The sequence below is a fragment of the Nonomuraea sp. NPDC049158 genome, from assembly GCF_040648335.1.
In the GTDB taxonomy this organism is placed as follows: Bacteria; Actinomycetota; Actinomycetes; order Streptosporangiales; family Streptosporangiaceae; genus Nonomuraea.
Genome location: NZ_JBEZDM010000009.1, coordinates 166849 through 188204, shown reverse-complemented (window position 1 = coordinate 188204; position 21356 = coordinate 166849). Strand labels below are relative to the sequence as shown.

Genomic DNA, 21356 nt, shown 5'->3' with positions numbered 1-21356 from the left:
ATCTTCGCAAATCATCCCCTTGATGTCCTCGCCAACGAGAAGCCCAGGTCACACCGCTGACCTGGGCTTCTCGGGACTGGGCGGGCTAGATCGGCTTGAGTGCCCAGAAGTGGTTGGCGTTGTTGCCGGCCAGGATCTGCTGGTCCAGGGCGGACGAGGTACCGGTCATCATGTTGAGCACGCGTTGGCTGTGGACGTTGACGAGGACGTACGTGCCGTCAGCCGCACGCCGTACGGTCCACATCTGCGTGTTGGTCGAGGCACACGTCGACTGGACGATCTGAGTTCCGGCCGCGTCGCTCGGCGTCTTCAGGTCCAGGCACAGACCGCTGTTGACGTTGACGAAGCGGGCGGGGAAGGTGTCTGAGGCAGCCTTGCGCAACGTCCACTGCTGGCGCGTGGCGCCGGAGTGCGCCTTGTGCGTGACCACCGCTCCGGACGTCAGCGCGCCGTTGAGCACTTCGGCGTTCTCCCGGTTGTTGATGCCTGTCAGGTAGTACTTCGCGCCGTCCTGCGGGCCGGGATCCGTGATCCGGTTGAACTTCCACCGCTGGTTGGTCGCCCCGGTGTAGGGCCGCTGCTCCAGCGGGGCCGGGTACGCGCCCGTGACCGTCAGGGCCAGACCGGACAGCCAGTTGATGATCGCTCACCTTGACGATGAGGAAGATCAACGTACTGGGCCTGACCGAAATAGCCAATCCCGGCGTAATACGCGCTTCCCCCAGGCCACGCGAGGCGTGCGGGGTACGACCTCGGGGCAGGGGAAGCGTCCGGAACTCTCAGAGGCTGCGGGCGGTGATGTCGCCGCTGGAGGTGGTGGCGTGGATGTCGAGCTCGGCGGTGCCGTCGTTCTTGAGGGTGTTGGTGATGCGGCCGTGGGTGGTGCCGGCGTCCAGGGCGGCCGAGACGCCGGCGGCGGCGCTGATCGAGATGTCGCCGGACTGGGTGCTGAGCACGACCTTGCCGCCGGTGGCCTCGGCGATCCGGATGTCGCCCCGTGCGGTGCTGATCTCCGCGGCGCCGCCCAGCCGGCCGACCTCGACGTCGCCGTCGGTCGCGGTGAGGCGCAGGCTCGCGGTCTCCTCCAGCTTGATCTGGTGGTAGGCGCCTTCGAAGGTGACGTCGCCGAGGCGGCCGACGGTCCGCAGTTCGGCGCTGCCCGTCTTCGCCTCGACGCGGGAACCGGTGGGCAGCTGGACCGTCACCTCGACGGATCCGGTCGGGCCGAGGTACTGGTTCTTCGTCGCGGTCTCGATCCGCAGGACGCCGTCGGCGTATTCCACCGTGGTCTGCTCGGCGGCCTTGACGTCGCGGCCCTTGGAGGCGTTGGCGGGCAGGACCTCAACCGTGGTGTCGGCCCGGTCGGCCGCGATGAACTGGACGCGTCCGGCGGGGATGTCCAGGACGGTGGTGATCGGGGCGAGGGTGTCGAACTTCTGCATCGTGTGCTCCTGTTGAATCTGAATTCGGCGTGGCCCAGTTCGCAAGCGCTGGACCGTTCATGGGATTGAGCATCGCCGACCGTGCTGATACCGAGCCGTCGCCGTCCTGACGCGACCACTGACACACCACCCGCACGCTCGACAGCGAACCCGAGCACGTCCATTCGGGGTTCGGTGGGGGTTGACGGAAATTCGATGGGCCGCCACGGCGGTGGCGGGGCAGACCCTATTCTGATCTTGGTAAGGCTTGCTTCCGACAGCCAGGAGAGATCACATGCTCGGCCTTTTCGCGTCCAGCCTGGTGAGCGCACTGGTGCTCACCACCACTACAGCCACCGCCGCCGCGCCCCCGCCGCAGCCGACCCGGGGCCCGTTACCTGGCGTAGCGGAACGGACGGGAGATGGCCAGTTCGGCAAGGGTCAGGCCGCGGTCGTCGCCGACCTGAACGGCCGCCCCATCCAGCTCACGTCCTACACCACCGTCGACATGCGAAACCACGGGGGCCCGTTCGCGCTGTGGACATGGCAGCCGGCCCGACGGCGGTTCATCAAGAGCGACTACGGGGATTTCGCGGTCTCCCCCGACGGACGCTGGACGGTCGCGCGACTGCAGTCGCGAGGAGAGCCGGGCAACCGCCTGCGGATCCTCGACCGAACCACCGGCAAGAGCCGGGACGTCGCGATCCAGCTCACCGACTACACCCCCGCCGAGACCGATAACGGCGGCACCCAGTACCCCCAGATGCGCTGGCCCAGGTGGTCACCGGACGGCAAGAAGCTGCTGTTCACCGTCAGCTTGGCCCGCCAGGGCGACCGCTCGGCAGGAGTCCTGATCCTCGACCTGCCCGACTTCACCCCCCGCTTCATCAAGATCCACAAGGCACTGGTCACCGTCGGCGGTTTCGAGTGGAACAACGACGGTACCCGCTTCCTGGTCAGGCACGGCAGGCTCGGCAGCACGACCGTCCGCCTGTACGACCTGCAGGGCAAGGCCACCAAGGAATACCAGGTACGAGGCCGGCCGGGCGGTAACGGACGCGGCGTCTTCTCCCCCTCCGGCAAGCGGTTCGTCACCGCCTGCCTGCCACTGGAGAAGGCCGCCTGCGTGTGGGACGCGTCGACCGGCAAGGCCGTGACGAGACTGCCCGTCGTCGCGGGCGCGCGGCCGACCACTCTCGGCTGGTACGACGAGAAGCACCTGCTCATCTCCACCGCGGCAGGCATCGGAATCATCGACCTGAAGGGCCGGGTGACCGAGACGCTGCTCAAGCTCGGCAAGAAGTCCGAGATCTCCCCGCAGTTCAGCGCGCTGAAATGATCGGTCGGCATGCGGAGGTGGTCCCGCGTTTCGCCATCGGCGCGGGCCGCACCTCATCGTGTTGCCGTACAGCATATTCGCGTCGTAGCTTGCCGCGTGGTCGCAGGCCGATCGGCCAACCAGGCCGACGATCAAGTGCGCGTCAGGAGCCGGACCGGGCCGAGCCGCCTGATCGTTCTGCAGGCTGAGCGTTCAACTCGTTCCACTTGTGCAGCAACTGAGGGACCTCGCTCCGGAGAAACGCGAAAAAGCGCCGAGTCTCGTCCATCCGGGCGCCCGCGGGCGTGTCCGTACCGAGCACCTCGGCTCCGTCGCGGGCGCCCTCCTCGAAGCGACGGAACACCTCGTCACTCGACGCCGCCGCCCTGTACCAGGCCGCCTGGTCGACGCGGTAATGATCACGGCGTTCACCGGGGTCCCGCTCGCGGGTCACCATCCCGACCCGCATCAGATATTTCACCGCGCCCGAGACCGCCGACGGGCCGACCTGCAGTACGTCGGCGAGTTCGCCGGCGGTGCGCCGGCCGTCGTCGGCGATGAGCAGCGCCGCGAGCACGCGCGCCGCCATGCGCGGATAACCCGAGTCGGACATGATCACGGCGAACCGTTCGAGGAACCGCAGCGCGTCGGCCGTGCGCACGCCCCCGGTTCTCTCGGTCATGCCGGTCTCGTCGTCGGCTCTCTCGGTCATGCACACCCTTTGCGCGTCGGCTCTGATGGCCACAGGCTACAGACTAACCGAAGTTTCACGAATTTCGTGAAATTCATGTAGTGTCCGAAGTATGGCAAACATGATCTCCGCGTCCGGTCTTGTCAAGGCCTTCGGCCGGACTCAGGCACTCGACGGTCTGGACCTGACGGTCCGGGCCGGTGAGGTGCACGGATTCCTCGGGCCGAACGGGGCCGGTAAGTCCACGACCATCCGGATCCTGCTCGGCCTGCTCCGTCAGGACTCCGGGACCGCTCGGCTGCTTGACGGCGATCCGTGGCGAGACGCGACCGCCTTGCACCACAGGCTGGCTTACGTACCCGGTGACGTGACCCTGTGGCCGACCCTGTCCGGTGGCGAGGCGATCGACCTGCTCGGCCGGATGCGCGGCCGGATCGACCCCCGGCGCCGGGCCGAACTGCTCGACCGCTTCGAACTGGATCCACGCAAGAAGGGGCGGGCCTACTCCAAGGGCAACCGGCAGAAGGTGGCCCTGGTCGCGGCCCTGTCCTCGGATGCCGACCTACTCATCCTGGACGAGCCCACCTCCGGCCTCGACCCGCTGATGGAGGCGGTCTTCCAGGAGAGCATCCAGGAAGAGCGGCGCAAGGGCCGTACGGTGCTGCTGTCCAGCCACATCCTCGCCGAGGTCGAGGCCCTGTGCGACAGGGTGAGCATCATCCGGCACGGCCGCACGGTGGAAACGGGCACGCTCACCGAGCTGCGCCACCTCACCCGCACCTCGATCACGGCCGAGCTCACCGGGCCCGTCCCCCAGCTCGCCGGATCAGCGGGCGTACACAGCTTGTGGACACAGGGCAACCGGCTGCGCTGCCAGGTCGACGGCGACGCGCTGGACGCGCTGCTGCGTGAGCTGGTGAAGGTAGGTGTGCGCAGCCTGGTCAGCCAGCCGCCGACGCTGGAGGAGATGTTCCTGCGCCACTACGAAGACGATCTGTCCGGCGCGGGCTCGAACGGAAAGCACGCGGTGGCACAGCGATGAACACTCTCACCGGCACCGGCGGACTGATCCGGCTCATCCTGCGGCGCGACCGGGTGCGGTTACCGGTCTGGTACGGGCTCGTGGCGCTGCTCGTGATCGGCGTGGCCGGCTCGGTGGCCGCCGCCTTTCCCACGGAAGAGGCGCGCCAGGCGTTCCTCCACACGACCAACGGCGACCCGACACAGCTCATGATGATCGGCCCGATCTATGACTCGTCCGCCGCGGGGCTCACCGCGTGGCGCGTACGCGGGCAGGCCGCCCTGCTGATCGCATTGGCGAGCCTGTTCCTGGTGATCCGCAGCACCCGCGGAGAGGAGGAAGCGGGCCGTAGCGAACTGCTGGGCTCGACCGTGGTCGGCAGGCACGCGGCACTGACGGCCGCGCTGACCGTGGCGTTCGCGGCGGGCCTGGTCACCGCCCTTGTCGTGGCACTGGGGCTCATGGGCCAGGGATTGCCTGCGCAGGGCTCCCTGGTGATGGGGCTGTCGGTCGCCGCCGCCGGCTGGGTCTTCGCCGCGCTCGCGGGCCTGGCGGCCCAGCTGACCGAAAGCGCTCGTACCGCCGCCGGCCTCGCCGCCACCGCGATGGCCATCCTGTACGCGGTGCGCGCGGTCGCGGACCTCGAAAAGAGTTCCTGGGTGTCCTGGCTGTCGCCGTTCGGCTGGACTCAGCGCATGCGTCCCTTCGCCGGTGACCACTACTGGCCACTGCTGCCGGTCATCGGCCTGACCCTGCTGCTGGTGGCCGCCGCCTACCGGATGTCCGCACGCCGGGACCTGGGGGCCGGCATCCTCCCGGCCCGGCTCGGTCGTGCCGAGGCGGCGCCGGGCCTGCGTACCTCGCTTGCCCTGGCCTGGCGACTGCAGCGGGGCACGCTGCTCTCCTGGGCCGTCGCGTCCACCGCGTTCGGCGCCGGTTTGGGCGGCGCGGCACGGAGCGCCGCCGAGCAACTGAACGCGAGCGAGGCTCTCAGGGGCCTGATCGAGCGGATGGGTGGCGGTGGCCGTCCCGCCGACGGCTTCTTCGCCTTCGTCATCTACCTGATGAGCCAGGTCATCACGATCTACGCGATTCAGGCGATCCTGCGCTTGCGGGCGGAGGAGACCTCCGGCCATGCCGACGTCATCCTGACCGGCCCGATCGGCAGGCTGCGCTGGGCAGGCGGTCACCTGGCCGTCGTCGCGGCCGGGTCGGCGATCGTACTCGCCGGGCTCGGTCTCGGCATGGGTCTGGTCTACGGGCTCTCCACGGGAGACGCGGGCGGCGAGATCGCCCGAATGCTGGGGGCGAGCCTGACACGGCTTCCTTCGGTCCTGGTGCTGGCCGCCATTCCAGTGCTGGTGTACGGCCTGCTGCCGCGGCTCGCCGCGGTCATCGCCTATGTCGCGCTCGGGCTGTGTTTCGTGCTCGAGTTCGCGGTGGAACTGCTGCACGCCGACCCGTCGATCTTGACGGTGTCACCCTTCGCGCAGACCCCTGGACTTCCGGTCGCCGAATTCACCGTGACGCCGCTGATCCTGCTGACCGTCGTCGCCACCTCGCTCACTGCCGTGGGGCTGGCCGCGCTCCGCCGACGTGACCTCGGATAGCGCGACCCGGCGCGGACATCAGAGCGTGCGAATGGCCCCCTCAGCGATGGCCCGAAGTTTGTCCGGGTTAGCGATGTTATGGATAGCAGTGATGCGCCCGTCAGCGTCGAAATCAAAGGTGACAGTGGCGATGACGCGCCCCAGACCACTGAACACCATGCCCGGCCCGCCGTTGATCTCGACCAGTTCGGCGTTCATGTCGCCGGGCTCGACGCCCTGGTACGTGACCTTCCCGATGGCGCCGAACCAGGCGGCGACCGTCTGGGCGCCCACGACCGGACGCAGGGCCTGCCGGACCTTGCCTCCCCCGTCGGTCCACAACGTGACGTCCGGGGACAGCAGCTCCATGAGGGTGTTGATGTCGCCTCCGGTCGCGGCGGCGAGGAACCGCTCCGTGACGTCGCGCTGCCGCGATCGATCGGCGATGAAGCGCGGCCGGCGGGCCCGTACGTGCTCGCGAGCGCGGTGCGCGGCCTGGCGTACCGCCGTCTCGGAACGCTCCACCGCCTGCGCGATCTCGGCATGACTGAAGTCGAAGACCTCCTTCAGTACGAACACCGCGCGCTCCAGCGGGCTCAGGGTTTCCAGCACCACCAGCATCGCCGTCGACACCGAATCGGCGTTCGTAATGTCGTCGGCGGTGTCGCCGCTGGTGAGGATCGGCTCGGGCAGCCACGGCCCCACATAGGTCTCGCGCTGGTACCGGGTCGAGCGCAGCCGTTGCAGAGCCAGATTCGACACGATCCGCGCCAGATAGGCCTTGGGGTCGGCCACCTGCGAACGGTCGTCGGCCGACCACTTGATCCAGGCATCCTGTACCGCGTCCTCGGCGTCGGCCACGGTGCCGAGAACGCGATAGGCCACCGAGAACAGCAGATTGCGATGCTCGTTGAACACCTGCTGGTCACGGTCCCGGTACGGGCGGGTCATCGCACGCCTCGGACGCGGGTGAAGCGGCCGCCACGGGGCCAGAACGCGCCTGAGGCCGGCATCTTCTTCATACGGCCGTACGTCGGCCAGGGCGAAGCGGTCACCGCCTCCTTATACCGTGCCGCCATGCGGCCGGTCAGATGCACCCGTCGGGGGCTGTCGTCGGGGTGGGTGAACTGGACGACCGCATCGTTCCGTCCCAGGCTCACCGGCGTGTGGTAGTAGCCGAAGCGGAAGGGCTTGGTCCGCTTGCCGTCCAACGCGCGGACGATCGACACCGCGGCGTGTACACCGGTCGGCATGCCGCCCTGGCAGGTGCCGTGCATGACGCCGTAGCCCTGGCGGATCGCGGCCGCGTCGCCCACGGCGTACACGTCCGGGTGCGACACCGACCGCAGCGTCGCGTCGGTGACGATACGGCCGCGCTCGTCGACGGTCAGACCGGCGGCGGCCGCCAGCGGCGACACCCGCGTACCGCTCGTCCACAGGACGACGTCGGCGACGACGCTCTCCCCGCCTGCCAGCTCGACGGAGCCGGGCAGCACCTTCGCCACCTCGACCCCGCTGCGCACCTGGACACCCAGGCGCGTGAGCGCGGACTGAAGATACGCCTTCGGCTTGGGGCTCATGGCCGCGCCGGGTTCCTGCCGGCCCAGCAGCACGACGTTCAGCTCGGGGTGCCGCTCAGCGATCTCCGCGGCCGACTCGACCCCGGTCAACCCGCTCCCGCCGACCACGACCGTGCCGCGACCGAGCCGAGCCAGCCGCTCGGCCAGCACCTCAGCGTCGTGGGCGCTGTTGAGGGTGTACGCGTGCTCCTCCACACCCGGCACCGTCACCGTGTCGGCCACACTCCCCAGCCCGTACACCAGCGTGTCGTAGTGCAGCACCCGGTCGTCGTCGATCCGCACGACCTTGGCGTCCGCCTCGATCGCCGTCACCCAGCCGCGCACGAACCGCGCACCCGTGCCCTCCAGCAGTTCCGGGATGTTCATCTCGGCGACCTGCTGCCCGGTCGCCGCGATGTGCAGCCGCAACCGCTCGGTGAACCGCTCCTGCGGATTCACCAGGGTCACCTGTACGTCCTCGCGGCCCTTGGTCCGAGCTGCTAGCTGGATCGCCGCGGCCATACCCGCGTACCCCGCCCCAAGAATCAGAACGCGGTGTGGGGCCGCCGCCGTGCCGGTTTCGCGCTGTGTGGTCATCTTCGTACCTTTCGCTTGGAACGGACAACCACGGGATGCAAGCAGCCCGCCGATCCGTGACATGCGATCGGTGTGACACGCGCCACAGCCGCCGGGGCAGGCGGCACCGCTGGATCACATGCCTCCAGTCGCATAGGCGATGCTGACGACAGCGTTTCCTCTGCGCCCGGAGTGATCACAGCTGGCAGCACTGCCCCCTGTAATCACCGATACCCCGAGGCGTGGGATCTGCCACAGTGAGCGATGGATCAAGTGCGCTCAGTGGACGATTCGATAATCACGAAGATATATTCGGAACATGCGAAGTGTCAGGCCACCGGCGCTGCCCATCTTCCGTACCGAGACCCAAGCACGCTTCCTGGCGGCCCTGTACCTTCGCCCCGATCGAAGCTGGACACTGGCTGACCTCGCCCGCGAGTTGGGAGTCGGGGCGTCGACCCTGCACCCGGAAGTCCGCCGCCTGGAAGAAGCCGGGCTCCTCACCGCTACGGCAGTCGGCCGAGCGCGAGTGCTGAGCATCGATCAAAGTCACCCCGTCACGAGACCATTGACGGAAATCCTGAGCTACCTCTACGGCCCTCAGGTCGTTATCGCGGAAGAATTCGGTTCCATCCCGAAGACCGAACTGTTGTTCATCTTCGGCTCCTGGGCAGCCCGCCACCACGGACAGACAGGGCCGCCACCACATGACATCGACGTACTGGTGGTCGGGGACGCAGATCGAGCAAAGGTCTATGCCGCAGCGGACCGCGCCCAAGGGCGCCTCGGCATGCCGGTCAACCCAGTCCTGGCGAACCCGACGCTGGGAGGCGGCGTCCGACGCATTGATCCGCCAGATCAAGGCGAGTCCCACCATTGATCTCACCGTGTCCAGGGCAGATCGAGAGGAGCATGATCAATGATGAGGTGGACGCGCGGCGAAGCAGATATCGAGCGCATGCTCACCGCAAAGGAACTTCAGCGCATCCAGGGCGACGCCGCCGATGGGGCAGGGTGGCTGGAAAAGGCCGGCGTCGTCCTGTCAAGTGCGCGGGAACTCCTGGAATCCGACCCGAACTCGGCCTACACCTTGGCTTACGACGCCGCAAGATTTGCCTGTGCAAGGCCTTCTCGCCCAACAGGGGCTACGCTCCACAACGACCGGCGGCCACTACGCGATCCAACAGGCCATGATGCGCCAGTTCGGCTCCGCCTTCGAGCCCTTCGGCAGTATGCGCCGCCGTAGAAACGAACTCGAGTACCCAATCTTTCCCGATGAGTCAGTGGACCAGGCGGAAGCAGACCAGGCTCTGACCGCCGCCGAATCCATCATCGAAGCGGCCCACAGGATGATCGGCCATCTGGGTCTCTTCTGAAACCGACGGCTGCCGCCGCTGGCTGTGCCCATCGGCTCACCTCCAGGTCTGTCCCATACTCATCAGCACCCCCGCGAGCCGTGTCAACATGGTCGGCATGCTCGCGATCACAGTGTGCACCGAGGACGGCAGCCGACACGTCCGGGTGGCTGCGGAAGAACTCGCCGAACTGGTTCGCCGACTCGGCCAGCAGCGCGACCGTTTTCTGGTCGTCCAGCGGATTCCCGACCTGCCCGACATCTTCGTACAGGTCTGGCACGAGGAGGGAAGCGACTACACGTTGGAGCACCGCGACGGTGCGCCGAACCAGCACTACCAAGTGACGCTCGACACGTCTGACCTGGTGATCGAGGCCATCACCGGCTGGGCATGTCTGGAGGACGACTGGGATTCCGGGCTGGATTGGACGCAGTTGGACCAGGGCCGCCCGGAGCCCACACCTCCGCTTGAACTTGACGAAGATGATCGGCAAAAGCTCGAGGCGCGCATCCGTACGGTGATCGTGGGCGGGTACGCGACTCGCGCACAGGTAGCCGAGGTCGCGGAGGACTATCTCGTGTCAGGGGACCACCGACCAGTGTCTGCCGAGCAGGCACGGCGACTGACCGATCGGATGTGGCTGGAGCGTGTCGAGGAGCAGGCCGTCTGGGAAGGCGAGACGGACCCGGAACGACTCACCAGAGCCTTCACGGCCCTGGAAGCCGCAGGTATCACCGCTCGGGAGAACTTCACCTGTTGCCGTTCGTGCGGCCAAGCGGAGATCGGAGCGGCAGGTACAACGGATGCCCGCGGCTTCGTCTATTTCCACACGCAGTGCACGGACTCCGCCGCGGCAGGACACGGACTGTCACTCCTGTACGGCGGGTTCGACGACTCATCGGACACGACCGTATCCATCGGCCGGCAGGTCGTGGCCACGCTGACAGAAACCGGCCTTTCGGTGGAGTGGAACGGCCACCCCGACCAGGCCATAACCGTCGCACCCCTGGATTGGCGCAAACGGCTCGTCGGATGAGCCCGCGCGAGGGGCGAGGCCTCATATCAAACGCCAAGACCGCCGGGTCCTCCCGCCCATAGCCTTGGCCAAACGCTCCAGGACCGGCAACGTCGGCACAGTCCCACCGACACCGAAGCGGGCCACCGCCGGCTGAGTCATGTCGGCTCTTTCGGCCAGCTCGCACTGACTCCAACCGCGATCTCCCGTACAGCACGACCGAGTTGGAAGGCCAGACGAGCCGCGTCATACGCCTCGGCCGCCGTGTGCGCTTCGTCTTTATAGCGACACAGGCCCGGTGCCGAACCGGACATCCCACTCGCCATCCAGCGGTGGCACCATAACCCGATCTCCGCGCTTCGGGCTCATACCGAAACCTGCACCGGCCCGAAGTCACCGCTCGTGGGTTTGCGTGCCTCGACGTAATGCGCAGGGTCGGCCTTGACTCTGGCGATAGCCCGCCATCCCGCGATGTCCTCCCGGGTAGTGGCATCGACATCCAGCTCGGCCGCGTCGGAGAGCGCTTCGACCAGTTCCAGAGTGAAAAGCACGCAGTTCGTCCGAGGACAGGTGGCGAACCCACGGGAAGACCTCCGGCATTGCTACGACCAGCGCACGCGCGGCGGGATCATGCTTGATCAAGGCAAGGAACAGCCGGGACGCGGTGGCCAGCGTCTGTTCGCGCTCCTCTTCACGGTCCGCCGCAGTCAGGTAGAAGTCCGGAGCATCCCGATGTGTGACACGCACGCGCCCCAGGCGTGCCGCGCGCTCGGCGACCGCTCGGGGATTCCTCGACAAGTCAGAAAACGTCACTGCGTCGGCATGGCTAGTGCTCACTCGTTGGGTTTACGCCAGAACACATTCTGATATAAGCGATCGAGCTTATCCTGACCAGACGGTTCTAGGCTCGGGATTTGATCGCCGGCCTCTTAGCCGTCTGACCAGGCATCTAGCACCTGGAGGCTCCTAACCTCGCTGGGCTTCTTCGGGCCTGAGCCACGTGTGACGATCACTTCGAAAGGCAACCCATCCGGTGCGCGCGTTCTAGAGCCGGTCCGTACAGCCACGACACTTGGGAGGCGCCACCGGCCGCACATCGCTCCAGCCCACCTTCCTGATGATCCTGGCATCCCACGCAACGCCCTCGGGACTCAGCCCTTGCGTCCCGAGGAACTGTCCAGTCCTGGGGTCGATCACCAGCTGACCTCCCTGGTACTGGAGAGCCAGCCCGTTGAGCCCGAACGTGCCGGGAACCTCGTCGACCACCTTGAAGCCCGGCGCCTTCGCCAGGAGAAGGTAAGCGGCAGCCCTGGTGCCGGGCGTCGCCGGTGAGTTGATGAGCTGCCTGGCGGCCCCCGCGAGCCATGGCTCGCGTTCATCGGCACCCTGAGGGTCGTAACTTGCCAGCAGCCGCGCCCTGAGCGCCGCTGGCTCTTTGGGGAGGTCCCGCAGTTCCGTCATCGTCGGCTTCAACCCATCGGCGAGCTCCAGCCCCTGATCCAGGTACACCGAGCCGTATGCGGGCATGTTCTTGTCGCACCCCCGCGCGGGGCACAGCTTGGGCGAGCCGTCCCGTCGCCACGTCTTCAGGCTCTCGGCCGTGTACGGTTTCGACGACATCGGCTCGCGCCAGCCGTAGACCTCGCGGTTGGGCCCGAAGGCGAGCACCTCCATGGCCCGTGTCTCCACCTGTATGGCCCGTACCTCGGCCTTGTAGTTGTACTCGTCCTTCGTCCGCATGACGTCCTCGATGTCACGTCGCCAGAAACGACCCTTCGCCTCCGGTGTCGCCGCCAGCTTGGCGGCCGCGGCTTCCAGCTTCTGCATGGGCGTGACCGCGACAGGCTCCACCGCAGGCCGAGGTACGAGAACCGCCACGGCGCCGACCACGAGTGCCACGGCCGCCGCCACGAGCGCCATGCCCGTCCACGACCTCCTGCGCACCCGTGCCCTGGACGCAGGAGGAATCGGTGCGGCTGCGAATACCCGCGCCCGCGCCGCCGCCAGCTGGCCGGCCGATGGGGTCGGCGCGTCGGGCATCAGCGAGTCGATGACCTGGAACTCGTTCATCCCAACCCCTCACGAAGCTTGGTCCTGGCCCTGCTCAACCGGGACGCGACCGTCCCCGAGGCGATTCCGAGCGCCGCCGCCACCTCGTCGTACCTCAGCCCGGCGTACGCGATGAGCAGCACCACGTCGCGCTCACCCTGTGACAGCCGCGCCAGCGCCCCCGCCAGCCGGTCGACTGTGACCTTCGCGGTGAGCCAGTCCACGATCCGCTGATCGTGTCCTTCGTCGTCAGGTGGCGGCCCCGTCCGGGCTATGGCACGGTACCTCCGCACCTCGGCACGCCGATGCCGGCCGATGAGGTTGGTGGCGATGCCGTACAGCCACGGCCTGACCTCGCCTACGGCCGAGTCGAAGCGGTCGCGCTGTCTGAAGGCGATGAGGAACGTCTCCGCCGCCAGGTCCTCGGCTACGTCGAGGGCGAGCCTGCGGCCGATGTAGCGCCAGATCTCCTCGTAATGGGCTTCGAAGATGGCCTCGAAGACGCCAGGAGCAGTGATCACACCCTTGCTTGCCCGCAAGCGTGCGATTCTTCCAGAAAATCTTGAGTTGGCATCGCAGAGGGATGGCGTCTGCTGAGCTCGTTCTCCGCTGCGAGGCCTCCGTCTCCACGGAAGGGTGATCAAGGCTCGATATCCTGACAAATGTCCTGGACGGTTTTCCACACATCGAGGGAAGGTTCCGCCCGTCCGGTTCGTCAGCTCAACTGGAGGTCGTCGGTGAGTTCTGAAGGTCGTACGCGGGCCGCGTTCCGTGTGCTCGGGCCGGTGGAGCTCCAGACCGCGACCGGACGCGTCGTCCTGACCGGCAAACAGGGGGCGTTGCTGACGATCCTGCTGTTGAGCGCCAACCGCGTGGTGTCAGTCCAGCGGCTGGCGGAGTCGCTGTGGGGCGAGCCGCTGCCCAGTTCCCCTTCCTCCCGGGTCAGGATGCTGATCTCCGACCTCAGGAAGACGTGCGTCGCCGCGGGGGACGATCTGATCCGTACGCAGCGGCCCGGGTACGTCGTGCGGCTGGTGCCCGATCAGCTCGATCTGGCCAGATACCTTGACCGCGTGGCGCAAGCCCGCAAGGCGGCGGCCGGAGGCGACCTGGAGACCGCAGTGAGCTGCTACGACGAGGCGTTGCGCCTTTGGCACGGGGCACCGCTGTTGGGGGTCGACGGCTCCTTCGTTCAGGCGGAAGCGGCCAGGCTCGAGGAGCTGCGGTTGGAAGCGGTGGAGGAGCGGAGCTCGGCCATGCTCGCGATGGGGAGGTATGCCGAAGCCGTGACCGGGCTCACCGCGGTCATCGCGGACCATCCCCTGCGTGAGGCGGCACACGGTCAGCTCATGCTCGCGCTGCACCGCAGCGGCAGGCGGGCCGACGCTCTGGCGGTCTACCGGAGGCTACGGGAGCGGATCATCGGGGAGCTGGGGCTGGAGCCCGAACGCGAGTTGCAACGGCTTCACCAGCGGATCCTCACCTCGGACACCGCACTCGAGCCCTCGGACACCGCGCTCGAGCTCTCGGACACCGCACTCGAACCCTCAGAGACCGCACTCGAAGACACCGCGCCGGAAACCTCGGACATCAGTCCGGAACCGCCACGTCATCAGCCACATCCGGTGGTCTCGCCGGTCCCTCGGCAGTTACCCGCTCCGCCACCGCACTTCGTCGGCCGTGAACGCGAACGCGCCGAGTTGGATCGCCTCACCCGCGACCCGACCAAGAACAGCATGGCCGTCGCCGCCATCAGCGGCACCGGGGGAATGGGGAAGACCTCGCTGGCCCTGCACTGGGCGCACGACAACGTCGGCCTCTTCCCCGACGGCCAGCTCTATGTCAACCTCCACGGATTCGACCCGAGCAACGGCCCTCTGCCGGTTCATGTGGTGCTGCGCCATTTTCTCGGTTCTCTCGGTGTCCCGGCGGCGGCCATCCCCGCCGGGGAGCAGGCCCAGGCTGGGCTCTACCGGTCGCTGGTCGCGGGCCGCCGCCTGCTCGTCGTCCTGGACAACGCCCGCGACGTGGCACAGGTCGAGCCGCTGCTCCCCGGAAGCCCCGCATGCGTCGTAGTGGTCACCAGCCGCAACCACCTCCCGGGCCTGAACGCCACCCGCGGTGCGAGCCTGATCGGCCTGAACGCCCTCACGCGCGCCGAGACGCGCCACTTGCTCGGCCGCCACCTGGGCGAATCGAGGATCGGCGCGGATCCTGACAGCGTGGCCGTCCTCGTGGAGCACAGCGGCGGCCTCCCCCTGGCGATCAGCGTGCTCACCGCACGCGCCGCCATGCACCCCCACTTTCCCCTCTCGGTCCTCGCCGAGGAGCTGAGCAGCCCTGCCACCCGCCTCGACGCCCTGCACACCGGCGACCTGAACACCGACCTCCGGGCCGCGTTCACCGCCTCGTACGAGGCCCTCGACGCCGCCACCGCCCGGCTGTTCGCGCTTCTGGGCCTGGCGCCGTGGCCGGACATCGGCCTGCGATCGGCCGCCGCGGTGGCCGGCCTGCCCACCTCGCGCACCAGGGTGTTGCTGCACGACCTCGAAGCCGCCAACCTGATCCATCAGCACCGTCCCGGGCGGTACCGTACGCATGATCTGGTCCGCCTCTACGCCGCCGAACGCGCGCGGTCCGATCGGCCTGATCACGAGCGGACGGAGGCGCTCACCCGCCTGGTCGACTCCTACGTGCACACCGCGTGCGCCGGCGACCGGCTGCTGTATCCCAACCGTCCATTCGCCTCGCGGATCTCCCCCGAGCACTCGCCGGACGCATTCGGGGACGCCGCGGCGGCCTGGGCCTGGTTCGAGGACGAGCAGTCCAGCCTCATCGCCGTACAGCAGCTCGCCGTGAGGTTGGGCATGGACGCGGCCGTCTGGCGGCTGGCCTGGGCGATGGACACCTACCACAAGCGGTGCCAGCACGAGATGCGCATCGAGTCCTGGCAGACGGCCTTGGCCGCCGTCGAGCGGCTGGGAGTCTCGAGCACCCGGGCCTTCGCCCATTGGTATCTGGGATACACCTACGCGCAGGCCCACCGGGCCGACGACGGCCTGGAACATCTGATGCTCGCGTTCAAGCTGTTCGAGCAGGAGGACGACCTCGCCGGTCAGGCGCACACCAGCCACACCCTCGGGTTCGCCTGGCTCGCGCGAGGCGAACCCGAGCACGCCCTCCCTCACGTGGAGAACGCCCTGCGCCTCCAGCGGGAGCTCCGAGACCCCCTCTGGGAGGCCAACGCACTCAGCGCCGTCGGCTGGTGCCACGCCAAACTCGGCCATTACCCGCAGGCGCGATCGTCCTGCGAGCAGGCTCTGGAGCTGTTCCAGAAGTATGAGGACTTGAACGGCGAATCCGCCACACTCGACAGCCTCGGCTACATCGCCCATTGGGCGGGGCAACACGATCAGGCGCTCGGCTACTACGGCCGCTGCCTCGAACTACGCGACCGGCTCGGCAACGCCTACCAAGGCGCCGACACCCTCGTCCGCATCGGCGATGTCCAGCACGAAACGGGCCGGCCCACCGCCGCCCGCGATGCCTGGCAGCGAGCGCTCGATCTCTATCACAAGCAACATCGCGCGGCCGAAGCCGAGAGCGTTCAGGAGAAGATCAGGCGTCTTGCCGAGCGGCCTTCCGCCGCAGCCGGACCCTCAGGTCCCGCGGCACCAGCAGACCGCTGAAATCGGGCACGATCGCCGTCTCCTCCGGCCGAGTCATGTTCATGCCGGTGACCAGCCAGAACGTCGCCAACGTCAGCTGCATCATGCCGAGCTGAGTCCCCACGCACACCCTTGGCCCGGCGCCGAAGGGCAGGTAGGTGTGCCTGACGGGCGCGGCACGAGGATCCAGCCACCGTTCCGGCATCAGCTGGTCCGGGTCGGCCCACCAGCGTGGATCGCGATGCAGCCGGTACAGGCTGAACAGCACCTGATCCCCCGTCTTGAGAGACCACCCGTCGAGCTCGGTCTCCCGGCGTACGGTCCTGCCGATCAGCCAGGTCGGCGGCCACAGCCTGAGCACTTCCTTGACGAACGCCTCGGTGTACGGCAGATCCCCCATGACCGGGACGTCGCCGGCCGAAGCGGCCTCGGCCTCCAGCCGGGCCAGCATGTCCGGCCGCCTGCCGAGCTCGTACACGATCCAGGTGAGCGCGGCGGCCGGGACGCCGAGCGCGGCCAGCATGATCCCGCGCAGGAACCGCTCGATCTGCAGGTCGGACAGCCGCCCGTCGCCCGAGGCGATCAGCACGCTGAGGAGATCCTGAGCGGACGAGTCTCCGGCCAGGCGGCGGCGCACGATGTCGGTCATGAGCGCCAGGAGCCGCTTGCGGGAGCGGGCGAAGCGCCGTACCTTGCGCGATGGCCACCACGGCGGGAGCTGCAGCGAGTCACGCGACAGCGGATCGAGGGCCGCGACGTTCTCGGCCAACGTCTCCGGTACGCCTTCCGCGTCGGCGCCCAGGCAGAAGTCGGCGGTCGCCCGGCCGAAGAAATCGGCCATCGTGGCGAGCACGTCGATCTCCCCGTCACCGACGGTCTTGAGGAAGATCTCGCGCAGCCGCTCGGCGTGCGCCTGCGCCACTCTCCTGTGCAAACCCTGCCAGCCCGCACGACGGGTCGTGGTCCACAGCTCGGCGTCGGCCGCCATCCGCTCCGTGTCCACGCTTCCCGCCAACGGCGAACTCTCGGCAAGGAAGTCGCTGTTGGTCCTGGTGAGTAACGCATGCACCTGATCCGGTGAGGACACCACGATGGTGCGGGCGTCGAACGAGAACACGTCCCCGTATTCACGGTGACACCGTTCCAGAAAGCCATTCCTGTCCCGGTCGTACTCCTCGGTGTTACCGAACAACCAGTGCCCGCGGGGCCCGGGCGGCCGCTCCGGCCCAGCTGCATGCGTCACGCGTCGGCCCTCGGATCGTTAGTTCCAGAAGTTCCAGTAGGTGTACATGCCTCCCATGCGGACCCGGCCCAGGACGCGGACGGCTGCGTGACGAACGTGCTTCATGCCTAACCTCCGTAGAGCGACTGACGTCACTGACCATGCTCGATCACCGGGCGCATGATCTCCGCAGGAAAACCGCCTGCCCGGACTGCGGTCCGAAGGTTGTGTACTCGGGGTCCGTGGCTTGTGGCCGCGCGGGCGCGGAATCGCCTGGGAGCCTCGCGCGTTGAGGAGAGCGGGCATGGGATGCCGGTGGTGGACGAGCCGAGCAGCCCGAGCGACCAAGCCGAGAGATCTTGGAGGGCCCGTAATGGCTACGCAGACGCAGAGGGCCGTGTTGGCGGGCGGATGCTTCTGGGGGATGGAGGAGCTGATCCGCCGCCTTCCGGGTGTGACGGCGACCCGGGTCGGATACACCGGGGGTGACGTGCCGAACGCGACGTACCGTAACCACGGGACGCACGCGGAGGCCATTGAAATCCTTTTCGATCCCGAGACGACCGATTACCGCGCGATCCTGGAGTTCTTCTTCCAGATCCACGACCCGAGCACCAAGAATCGCCAGGGCAACGACATCGGTCTCAGCTATCGTTCGGCGATCTACTACGTGGACGACGAGCAGAAGCGGATCGCCGAGGACACGATCGCCGATGTGGACGCCTCCGGACTCTGGCCGGGCAAGGTCGTCACCGAGGTGGAGCCGGTCGGCCCCTTCTGGGAGGCCGAGCCCGAGCACCAGGACTACCTGCAGCATTACCCGAACGGCTACACCTGCCACTTCCCGCGTCCGGGATGGCGGCTGCCCGCCCGCACGGAGGGCTGACCGCTCGTTCCTCAACCCCGTACCGCTCTGAGGTCATCGTGGGTGCCGTACCAGGGCGATCGGGGCGAAGCCGAGATCGGCCAGCGCGGCCGCGCCGCGCTCGGCATGGTCGCCGCCGGCGAGCACCATGGTCCGTGCGGACTGGTAGCGGCAGCCGGCGGCGTCAAACGCATCCGTCGTGGCGAGCAGCGCCTCTTGGTCGCCGCCGAGGAGGGCTCCGGCTCGCTCCACAAGGGCTGTGGCGACCGGGTTGCCGACCACGATCGTTCGGGCCTTGGCCAGACGGTCGCGGGCGTCGGGGCTCCCGGCGAGCACGGCGGCCTCGGTGCGCAGCGCGACATACCAGTGGTGCCAGATCCAGGTGACCCACTTCCACACCTGCCTGGGCTCGAGGGTCAGCCGCTCCAGCGCCTCCGGTGCCTGCCCGCGGTGCAGCAGGAGTATCGCGTCGAAGACCGCCCCGTAGCCGTAAGTATGCCCTGTTGAGGTGCCGAGCTGATCCAGGACCTGCTGCCATTCGCGCCGGGCGTCATGGTCATCGCGGAGGCCGTGGATCATCGCCACAGCGGCCACCGCCGGGCGGAGGAGCGAGCGGGCGGGGCGGTCTGCCCGCCGCCACGCGTCGAGGAACCGGACGCTGCCGGTGAGCACCTCGTCGACGTTTCCTGCCAGCGCGTCAACCATCAGCAGCCGGCACGTAGCACGGTGACCGACCTCCGCCAGCGATGGATGGTCGGCCAGCCGGCGTGCCCATCGGCGGGCACCTGACACGTCCCCCGCGCCGAGGCAGGCCTCGGTGACCATACCGAGCGCGTCGATCAGCTCGTGGGTGCCGGCCGGCGAGATCGGCAGGGATGACAGGAACGTGATCCGGCGCCGGGCCGTGGCCGCGGTGGCGAACGTGTCGCCGGCCCAGCTCTGAGCGCCGGTGAGCGCGTCGAGTGCGGCCGACTCGGCGAGCGGGTCACCGGTCCGGCGGGCGAGCTCGACCGCGTGCTCGGCGCGCGCGATCGTCTCCGGTACGGCGTTGCCGGGCGGGCCCTGGGCCGCACCGAACGCGTCGGTGAGCACCGCGGCCTCAGCCAGCGCCACTGCGGCCTGCGCGGCCGGATCGTCGCCGGCCAGCTCCCGCGCCTCGGTCATCAGCGCGAGCACCTCCTCTCGGGGCGGCAGCCGCACGAACGTGGTCGAGAACCGGAACGCGATAATGGCGGCGGTCGCCAGGTCGGCGGCGGCGCCGGCGCCGTCACCGGAGCTGCGGGCGGCCTCCGCGGCCGCGCGGCGGAGGCGGTACATGTCATCACCGATGGTCCGGCAGCCGGCCACGGCCGCGGCCTGCCGAAGCATCGACGCGTCGGCGGCGGGATCGGTCGCGAGCGCGGCCGCCTGCTCATAGCGCCGCTGGGACTCTCCGGTCAGGTGACGGGTGAAGGTCAGCTCCGCCAGGTGCTGGGCAAGATCGCGGGCGTCCGTACGCAGCTCCGGCCGGTCGGCCGCCCACGCCAGGGCCGCGCGGAGGTCGTCGGCCACCAGGTCGAACCGGGCCCGCCAGTCCGCTCGTACCACCGCCAGGCCGGCGGCCTTGGCCAGGCACCAGCGAAGGTGCCGGGACCGGGCGTCGACCAGCTCACCGGCCTCGGCGAGCCGCTCCGTGCCGTACTGGCGGATGGTCTCCAGCGCCCGGTACTCCGTCCCGCCCGGCGACGCGGTCACCACCAGCAGGCTCTGTTCGGCGAGCCGGGCCAGTCCGTCGGCGACGAGGCCTTCCTCGGACCCGGCCACCTCCGCCGCCGCAGCCGCGGTGAACGGCGCCACGAACACCGACACCCGGCGCAGCAGCGCCCGATCGGCCGGCTCCAGCAGGGCGTGGCTCCAGTCCAGCGCCGCCCGCACCGACCGGTGCCGCTGATCGGCACGAGAGCCGCCGGTCAGCATCCGCAGCGGATGGGAAAGGGCGGCGGTGATGCCGTCCAGCCCGAGCGCGGGATACCGGGCGGCGGCCAGCTCGATCGCCAGCGCCATTCCCTCCAGCCGCTCGCAGATCGCGGCGATCTGGTCGCGCAGTGGAGGATCGAGCGGCCGGCCGACCGCCGCCGCCCGCTCCATGAACAACGCGACCGCGTCCGACTCACCGTCGCCGGACAGCGACAGTGGCGGAACCTCATACACCCGTTCGAACGGCACCATCAGCCGTGCCCGGCTGGTCACCAGCACCGTCACCCGAGGGCACGTCGCCAGCAGCCGCTCGAGAAGCAGTGCCACCCCGTTCACCACTTGCTCGCAGTTGTCCAGCACCAACAGCGCATGACGGTCGGCCAGCGCGGCGACCACGGAGTCGGTCATGTCGCGTCCAGGCTGCTCGCCGAGGCCGAGCGCCCCGGCGACCGCAGTGGCGATCATGCCCGGATCGGTGACCGGGACCAGGTCGGCGAACCACACCCCGTCGAAGTACTCGCCGGCTACTTCCGCGGCCACCTCCAACGCGAGCCGGGTCTTGCCCACTCCGCCGGGACCGACCGCGGTCAGCTGACGGTGTGCCTTGATCATCTCGGCCAGCTCGGCCCGCTCACCCACCCGGCCGACGAACGAGGTCAGCGGGGCGGGCAGAACCGCTGCCGACCGCGACAGGGCAGCGCCGGCCGGCTCGGGCGCACGCTGGGCGAGCGCCCGCCGATCCGGCACCCCCAGCTTGCGTAGCAGCGAGGAAACGTGGCTCTCGACGGTACGCACCGAGATGACCAGCCGCGCCGCGATCTCGGCATTGCTGAGATGGGCCCCGACCAGTCGCAGCACCTCGGCTTCCCGCGGCGAGATGTCCACTTCTGTTACCACCGCCCCAGTTTGCCGCATCCCCTATCCGCAGTGGCCACCGTGCGCGATCCGTGCCGTCAATCCGTGCCGTCAATCCGTGGCCGGGATCCGTGGTCACCACGGATGTGGACCAGCCAGGCCGGGAGAAAAGCTAGGAACACCGCAAACAACGGGT

At 68.5% G+C, this 21356-nt stretch carries 19 protein-coding genes; 8 read left to right on the top strand and 11 right to left on the bottom strand.

Features of this window, described 5'->3' with window-relative positions; translation table 11 throughout:
* Nucleotides 1-85: 85 nt before the first annotated feature.
* Together AB0B61_RS21510 and AB0B61_RS21505 are read right to left on the bottom strand one after the other, a co-directional pair.
* Complete coding sequence (locus tag AB0B61_RS21510; protein WP_358434792.1) at nt 86-532, bottom strand: RICIN domain-containing protein; 447 nt, start codon at nt 530-532, stop codon at nt 86-88.
* Between the two features lie 247 nt (nt 533-779).
* On the bottom strand, nt 780-1442 hold the full coding sequence (locus AB0B61_RS21505) for a DUF4097 family beta strand repeat-containing protein (RefSeq protein WP_358434360.1): 663 nt from the start codon (nt 1440-1442) through the stop codon (nt 780-782).
* A 274-nt stretch (nt 1443-1716) separates the two neighbouring features.
* Between AB0B61_RS21505 and AB0B61_RS21500 the strand changes: the two genes are divergently transcribed.
* Entirely contained in the window at nt 1717-2760 is a 1044-nt protein-coding gene (locus tag AB0B61_RS21500; protein WP_358434357.1) for a hypothetical protein, read from the top strand.
* Between the two features lie 142 nt (nt 2761-2902).
* Here AB0B61_RS21500 and AB0B61_RS21495 read toward each other — a convergent pair whose 3' ends face one another.
* A complete protein-coding gene (locus AB0B61_RS21495; protein ID WP_358434354.1) occupies nt 2903-3451 on the bottom strand; it encodes a MarR family transcriptional regulator in 549 nt (182 codons plus the stop codon).
* 91 nt (nt 3452-3542) lie between these two features.
* Between AB0B61_RS21495 and AB0B61_RS21490 the strand changes: the two genes are divergently transcribed.
* Entirely contained in the window at nt 3543-4472 is a 930-nt protein-coding gene (locus AB0B61_RS21490; RefSeq protein WP_358434351.1) for an ABC transporter ATP-binding protein, read from the top strand.
* A complete protein-coding gene (locus tag AB0B61_RS21485; protein ID WP_358434348.1) occupies nt 4469-6061 on the top strand; it encodes a hypothetical protein in 1593 nt (530 codons plus the stop codon). Before AB0B61_RS21490 ends, AB0B61_RS21485 begins: the two co-directional genes overlap by 4 nt.
* 18 nt (nt 6062-6079) lie before the next feature.
* On the opposite strand, the gene AB0B61_RS21480 is transcribed toward AB0B61_RS21485, so the two are convergent.
* Nucleotides 6080-6991, bottom strand: a complete 912-nt coding sequence (locus AB0B61_RS21480) for an RNA polymerase sigma-70 factor (protein WP_358434346.1) — start codon at nt 6989-6991, stop codon at nt 6080-6082.
* Entirely contained in the window at nt 6988-8196 is a 1209-nt protein-coding gene (locus AB0B61_RS21475) for an FAD-dependent oxidoreductase (RefSeq protein WP_358434343.1), read from the bottom strand. The genes AB0B61_RS21480 and AB0B61_RS21475 overlap by 4 nt, the downstream gene beginning before the upstream one ends.
* 298 nt (nt 8197-8494) lie before the next feature.
* Between AB0B61_RS21475 and AB0B61_RS21470 the strand changes: the two genes are divergently transcribed.
* The 3 genes from AB0B61_RS21470 (at nt 8495) to AB0B61_RS21460 (ending at nt 10566) form a co-directional block, all read left to right on the top strand.
* Nucleotides 8495-9055: a winged helix-turn-helix domain-containing protein gene (locus tag AB0B61_RS21470; protein ID WP_358434340.1), complete on the top strand. Its 561-nt coding sequence runs from the start codon at nt 8495-8497 to the stop codon at nt 9053-9055.
* A 238-nt stretch (nt 9056-9293) separates the two neighbouring features.
* Nucleotides 9294-9551, top strand: a complete 258-nt coding sequence (locus AB0B61_RS21465) for a hypothetical protein (protein WP_358434337.1) — start codon at nt 9294-9296, stop codon at nt 9549-9551.
* 97 nt (nt 9552-9648) lie between these two features.
* On the top strand, nt 9649-10566 hold the full coding sequence (locus tag AB0B61_RS21460; protein WP_358434334.1) for a hypothetical protein: 918 nt from the start codon (nt 9649-9651) through the stop codon (nt 10564-10566).
* 21 nt (nt 10567-10587) lie between these two features.
* Here AB0B61_RS21460 and AB0B61_RS21455 read toward each other — a convergent pair whose 3' ends face one another.
* The 4 genes from AB0B61_RS21455 to AB0B61_RS21440 all read right to left on the bottom strand — a co-directional run bounded on the left by AB0B61_RS21455 (nt 10588) and on the right by AB0B61_RS21440 (nt 13133).
* Complete coding sequence (locus AB0B61_RS21455) at nt 10588-10707, bottom strand: hypothetical protein (protein ID WP_358434331.1); 120 nt, start codon at nt 10705-10707, stop codon at nt 10588-10590.
* A gap of 203 nt (nt 10708-10910) precedes the next feature.
* Nucleotides 10911-11096, bottom strand: coding sequence for a hypothetical protein (locus AB0B61_RS21450; RefSeq protein ID WP_358434328.1), 186 nt, complete (start codon nt 11094-11096; stop codon nt 10911-10913).
* 493 nt (nt 11097-11589) lie between these two features.
* Nucleotides 11590-12615 (bottom strand): CU044_5270 family protein, encoded by a 1026-nt coding sequence (locus AB0B61_RS21445; RefSeq protein ID WP_358434325.1) that lies wholly within the window; start codon nt 12613-12615, stop codon nt 11590-11592.
* Nucleotides 12612-13133 carry an RNA polymerase sigma factor gene (locus tag AB0B61_RS21440; RefSeq protein ID WP_358434323.1) on the bottom strand — a complete coding sequence of 174 codons (522 nt, stop codon included), beginning with the start codon at nt 13131-13133 and terminating at the stop codon, nt 12612-12614. Before AB0B61_RS21440 ends, AB0B61_RS21445 begins: the two co-directional genes overlap by 4 nt.
* A gap of 198 nt (nt 13134-13331) precedes the next feature.
* Between AB0B61_RS21440 and AB0B61_RS21435 the strand changes: the two genes are divergently transcribed.
* On the top strand, nt 13332-16283 hold the full coding sequence (locus tag AB0B61_RS21435; protein WP_358434320.1) for a BTAD domain-containing putative transcriptional regulator: 2952 nt from the start codon (nt 13332-13334) through the stop codon (nt 16281-16283).
* Here the strand turns inward: AB0B61_RS21435 and AB0B61_RS21430 are convergent.
* On the bottom strand, nt 16213-17505 hold the full coding sequence (locus tag AB0B61_RS21430) for a cytochrome P450 (RefSeq protein WP_358434317.1): 1293 nt from the start codon (nt 17503-17505) through the stop codon (nt 16213-16215). The genes AB0B61_RS21435 and AB0B61_RS21430 overlap by 71 nt on opposite strands.
* A 352-nt stretch (nt 17506-17857) precedes the next feature.
* Between AB0B61_RS21430 and msrA the strand changes: the two genes are divergently transcribed.
* Nucleotides 17858-18370 (top strand): peptide-methionine (S)-S-oxide reductase MsrA, encoded by a 513-nt coding sequence (gene msrA / locus AB0B61_RS21425; RefSeq protein WP_357954715.1) that lies wholly within the window; start codon nt 17858-17860, stop codon nt 18368-18370.
* Nucleotides 18371-18403: 33 nt separating this feature from the next.
* On the opposite strand, the gene AB0B61_RS21420 is transcribed toward msrA, so the two are convergent.
* Nucleotides 18404-21202, bottom strand: a complete 2799-nt coding sequence (locus tag AB0B61_RS21420) for a LuxR C-terminal-related transcriptional regulator (protein WP_358434315.1) — start codon at nt 21200-21202, stop codon at nt 18404-18406.
* Nucleotides 21203-21356: the final 154 nt, after the last annotated feature.

Bases quoted from the DNA above. Each gene is read 5' to 3' on its own strand.
- AB0B61_RS21485 (WP_358434348.1), top strand. From the start codon at position 4,469: ATGAACACTCTCACCGGCACCGGCGGACTGATCCGGCTCATCCTGCGG.
- AB0B61_RS21480 (WP_358434346.1), bottom strand. From the start codon at position 6,991: ATGACCCGCCCGTACCGGGACCGTGACCAGCAGGTGTTCAACGAGCAT.
- AB0B61_RS21505 (WP_358434360.1), bottom strand. From the start codon at position 1,442: ATGCAGAAGTTCGACACCCTCGCCCCGATCACCACCGTCCTGGACATC.
- AB0B61_RS21475 (WP_358434343.1), bottom strand. From the start codon at position 8,196: ATGACCACACAGCGCGAAACCGGCACGGCGGCGGCCCCACACCGCGTT.
- AB0B61_RS21445 (WP_358434325.1), bottom strand. From the start codon at position 12,615: ATGAACGAGTTCCAGGTCATCGACTCGCTGATGCCCGACGCGCCGACC.
- AB0B61_RS21500 (WP_358434357.1), top strand. From the start codon at position 1,717: ATGCTCGGCCTTTTCGCGTCCAGCCTGGTGAGCGCACTGGTGCTCACC.
- AB0B61_RS21490 (WP_358434351.1), top strand. From the start codon at position 3,543: ATGGCAAACATGATCTCCGCGTCCGGTCTTGTCAAGGCCTTCGGCCGG.
- msrA (WP_357954715.1), top strand. From the start codon at position 17,858: ATGGCTACGCAGACGCAGAGGGCCGTGTTGGCGGGCGGATGCTTCTGG.
- AB0B61_RS21455 (WP_358434331.1), bottom strand. From the start codon at position 10,707: ATGACTCAGCCGGCGGTGGCCCGCTTCGGTGTCGGTGGGACTGTGCCG.
- AB0B61_RS21495 (WP_358434354.1), bottom strand. From the start codon at position 3,451: ATGACCGAGAGAGCCGACGACGAGACCGGCATGACCGAGAGAACCGGG.
- AB0B61_RS21470 (WP_358434340.1), top strand. From the start codon at position 8,495: ATGCGAAGTGTCAGGCCACCGGCGCTGCCCATCTTCCGTACCGAGACC.
- AB0B61_RS21460 (WP_358434334.1), top strand. From the start codon at position 9,649: ATGCTCGCGATCACAGTGTGCACCGAGGACGGCAGCCGACACGTCCGG.